This window comes from Wolbachia endosymbiont of Drosophila barbarae, assembly GCF_044752445.1.
GTDB lineage: Bacteria > Pseudomonadota > Alphaproteobacteria > Rickettsiales > Anaplasmataceae > Wolbachia > Wolbachia pipientis.
Map to the genome: position 1 here is coordinate 1 of NZ_JBIXJM010000168.1, position 3975 is coordinate 3975.

Genomic DNA, 3975 nt, shown 5'->3' on the forward strand with positions numbered 1-3975 from the left:
TTTGCAGCGTAAGTTAGTTGCAATTAAAAGCAGCTGAATTTCGCTTGTCAAGCGTTTAAAACATAAAAAATGCCAATATTTTAAAGCAGATAATAACCCCAGGGCTTCTTTTGCCTTTTTTTTCATTTGGTAAATTTCTTAAATATTTACGGCTAATATGAAGCTAAGTACGAACTTTGTTAAACACAACAAATGGTGTCATTCCAGTCTGGAATCCAGGAAAAAGAATGGTGTCATCCCAGTGCCCAAACACTGGGATCCAGTTTTCTTTACAAATTCACCAAAAGTGTTTCATTCTATAACATAAAACCCATACTCACCAAATCCAATGCATTACTTGCAATTAAGTTTCCTGGATCCCAGTGTCTGGGCACTGGGATAACAAAGGAGGAGGTTATTCCAGTGCCAAGCACAGACCATTTCTGGTCTCTTAAATTGCAACTAATCTAAGTATTAAAAAATTTACCAAACGAAAGAAAAGGCAAAAAAAGCCCGATGGTTGGCTAGTTACTTACATTATACTTTCAAGTATGGCGTTTTTTTATTCTAAACGCTTAATAACCGTGACTCAGCCGCTTTTAAGCCGCAACTAATCTAAATTATAAACGTTAAGAAATTTACTAAACAGAAAAAAAGGCAAAGAAACCCTAGGGTAGCTAATTATTCACTATCCATTTTTTAAGTTGGCGTTTTTTGATGTTTTAAATAGCGTATTTCAGCTTGTGTAGCTAGAAATTTGATAAAGACATGAGGTGCACATAGTGCAAAAAATTAAGCATGATTTACGCCAAATACATTAAGTTTTTTTGTCATTAATCCACTGCAGAGATTGCGAAGATAAATAAATAGCTTCAGTTTCATGACGTCCAGTACAATGTTGCAAATTAAAAATCTCTCCATCCTGTGCTGGTTCTTCGATTCTAAACGCCACCTCTACCTGGTCATAACCAATCTGAATTCGTTCTACTAATGCTTTAATGATGCCACGCTTAGTTTGCCAATCTAGCTGTTCCAAATTAGATTTTACACTGGAATAAAGACTCTTTATACTGTTGATGATAAGGTTCATTCCCTTCTCTATTGCTTTTTGATCAACTACCTTTTTCTTCTCTTCTTCTATCCCTCCTAAGAGTTCCCTCATTCTTTTCATCGTCTGTTTAAATTCTTCCTCACTTATATATCCTTTATCTCCTACATTTTCTTGACTATAATAGTCTTCCATTAACTTTTCGATGCCTTGTTTTATTTGATTTTCCCTTCTTGCAAACTTCTTATCTGATGATTCATCATTTTTATTTTCTGCAATTCTACGGTGATACTCATTTTTTATTATCTCTGGGTTTTTTAGTAAATTTTTCACCTTTTCCCATATAGCTGTTTCTAACATATCTGTACGGACCAATTTATTAGTACACTTCTCCCTACCATCAGTAATACGTATAGTACTACTACAGCGATAATAGCTAAACTTTTTTCCCTCAACTCCACATTGTGCACCACTATACGCATATCCACAGTTTTGACACACAACTAGACCTTGTAATAGATATTTCTTTTTTCCTCCCTCTCTCTTCATCCTTGCTCTTTTTCTATTTTCATCCAGTTGCTTTTGTACTTTATTAAATAACCCTTCATCAACTATTTTTGGTACTGGTATATAAATCCAGCTGTCCTCATCTGTGCGACAGATAGAAACCTTTTGTTTATTTCTTTCTCTTTTTTCAACCCTCTTTAATTTACCAAACGCTGCTTGTCCTTTATATGCTGGATTTCTTAACACCTTCCAAATTATTATTGGACACCACACCTTCTTTCCAGTTCTTGTTCTAATTGACTTATCTCTTAGTCTACGTATCACTTCCCTTATACTTATTCTCTCTTGCCCTACCCACATGAATATCTGCTTTACTATTTTTGCTTCCTCTTCATTTATTTCAAACTTTGTCTTTTCTCTATCTACATGCTTTATACGATTATAACCAAAAGGTGCAATGCCAATTACACTTACACAGCCTTTTTTTGCTCTATGGAGTTTTCCCCTACGACTACGTTCCATAATCTTTGTACACTCATATTCTGCCACTAATCCTTGCATTCCCAATAACAATTTAGACTCTGGATTATTTTCAGTCTTATGATTTAAGAATATTACTTCTACTCCTGCTTTTTCAAATTCATCAAGTAATATCATTTGATGTGCAGATTTTCTTGATAGTCGGTCAGGTGAATGAATATAAATTTTATCAATTTGATCTTCTCCTACTTTATCACGTAATGCATCTAAACCTTCACGTTCTAAACTCCACCCACTAAGCCCATCATCCTTAAATTCATACTCATTCAATAACTCATGCTTATCTGCAGCAATTCTATGCTTGAGCTCGGCAATTTGACTCTCTATTGTATTGTTCTGCGCTTGACTCTTCGATGAAACTCTTGCATATAAGGCCACTGTTATCATTTTTCTTTATCTCCTTTTCATTGTTTCTTTTTACCGCATACCTTAGTAACATCTCATAGGCGTCTGCTAGATGTTGTTCCGCTAATTCATCTGGCTCGTATCGGCAAGTTAATGTTCTTTTTCTCATAGTTTCTCCTGCAAATGTTTTTGTAGTGCAAGGAGCCTTACCACTCCTTTTTTCCATCAATCCATTTACTCTTATGAAAAAGACCAACTTTTATCAGCTACAGCCTTCAAATTTGGTCTAGCCCTTCCTTTGCCAACTGCTGTTGCGCTTTCTGATACGACTCTTATTTTTTTAACAAACTTTCCATTTTCTCTGTTTCTTTCTTTAATACCTCGGCTATTTCTTTGCTATTTTTCGCATAATCCATCGCTGTTATTCCAAATTTATCTGCTTGCTCTATTTCAGCCCCTGCTTTTACTAGCTCCTCCACTATTTCTTTTTCTCCTACCATACATGCAAGATGCAGCGGAGTGCATTTATTGCCATACTCTTCAGCATTTACATTCCCTCCTGATTTTATCAATTCTCTAACTGTTTCTAGACGTTTCTCCGTTATCGCTAGATGCAGTGCTGTATGTCCTTTTACATCTGCTGCATTCACATCTACTCCTTTTTCGATTAATAACCTCACTGTTTTTACCTCTACTGCATAATGTAGAGCTGTTCTTCCTTTTTCGTCTCTTTCATAAATATTTTTAAACGAGTTCTCTAATAGAGACTTATCTTTTTTACCCAGCTTTACCATAACTTACCCCACCTTTTCTTTAAACCTAAGCCTTCCTTTTTACCACCTCATCTATCATTGCATTCACTTGGCTGATTATCTTGCTTGCTAAATTTTGACATTCTTTCTTTATTAGCGATTTGTCTCTCTTCCTTATTTCTCCTATCTCTATTATTTTTAGCTCCGGCATGTAGCTTCCATTCAACATGTCTGCTATTTCTCCCACTAGCCCCTCTATTCCATAGCACGTCAGTTCTCTACTTTTTGTTATTCCTCCTTTTTCTCTCAAAAATTTACTCGCCTTTTCACTCTCTTTGCTATCACATAGACGATACTTTTCACTTTCCCAGATGTAATACATTGGCGTTGCGCCGTACTTATTCAGTTGATTAACTTCAGCTCCAGCCTTTACCAGCTCTTTTATTATTTCAACTCCTGCTCCTCCCATCTTGCACGCAGAGTGGAGTGGCGTACATCCAGTGACATATTGAGTGGCATTTACTTCTGCTCCCGACCTTAGCAGCACTTTTACATTTTCTAAACTCTTTGCGAATACTGCACAGTGTAGAGGTGTATAACCATTTTTATCTCTTGCATTTACCTCTGCTCCTTTTTTTATTAATAATCTCACTGTTTTGTAATCAGAGATTTCTACTGCTTGATGCAAGATCGTCTCTCCTTCTTCATTTCTTTTATTAATGTCTTTAAATCCGTTACTTGATACTTCTTTAAAAAACTTACTCTTGCTAAAACTCATTTCATACCTCACAAAATTAGCTTTTC

The 3975-nt window shown here is 35.7% G+C and carries 5 protein-coding genes; 1 reads left to right on the top strand and 4 read right to left on the bottom strand.

Annotated elements, in window-relative coordinates:
• Positions 1–192: 192 nt before the first annotated feature.
• Complete coding sequence (locus tag ACIPNH_RS06685) at positions 193–450, top strand: hypothetical protein (protein WP_264723794.1); 258 nt, start codon at positions 193–195, stop codon at positions 448–450.
• A gap of 346 nt (positions 451–796) precedes the next feature.
• On the opposite strand, the gene ACIPNH_RS03275 is transcribed toward ACIPNH_RS06685, so the two are convergent.
• From ACIPNH_RS03275 to ACIPNH_RS03290, 4 genes are all read right to left on the bottom strand, one after another.
• Positions 797–2461, bottom strand: coding sequence for a recombinase family protein (locus ACIPNH_RS03275; RefSeq protein ID WP_400771708.1), 1665 nt, complete (start codon positions 2459–2461; stop codon positions 797–799).
• Complete coding sequence (locus ACIPNH_RS03280) at positions 2370–2645, bottom strand: hypothetical protein (protein ID WP_400771710.1); 276 nt, start codon at positions 2643–2645, stop codon at positions 2370–2372. Before ACIPNH_RS03280 ends, ACIPNH_RS03275 begins: the two co-directional genes overlap by 92 nt.
• Before the next feature lie 106 nt (positions 2646–2751).
• Positions 2752–3213 carry an ankyrin repeat domain-containing protein gene (locus tag ACIPNH_RS03285; RefSeq protein ID WP_400771712.1) on the bottom strand — a complete coding sequence of 154 codons (462 nt, stop codon included), beginning with the start codon at positions 3211–3213 and terminating at the stop codon, positions 2752–2754.
• A gap of 25 nt (positions 3214–3238) precedes the next feature.
• On the bottom strand, positions 3239–3949 hold the full coding sequence (locus ACIPNH_RS03290) for an ankyrin repeat domain-containing protein (RefSeq protein WP_065095389.1): 711 nt from the start codon (positions 3947–3949) through the stop codon (positions 3239–3241).
• Positions 3950–3975 lie beyond the last annotated feature (26 nt).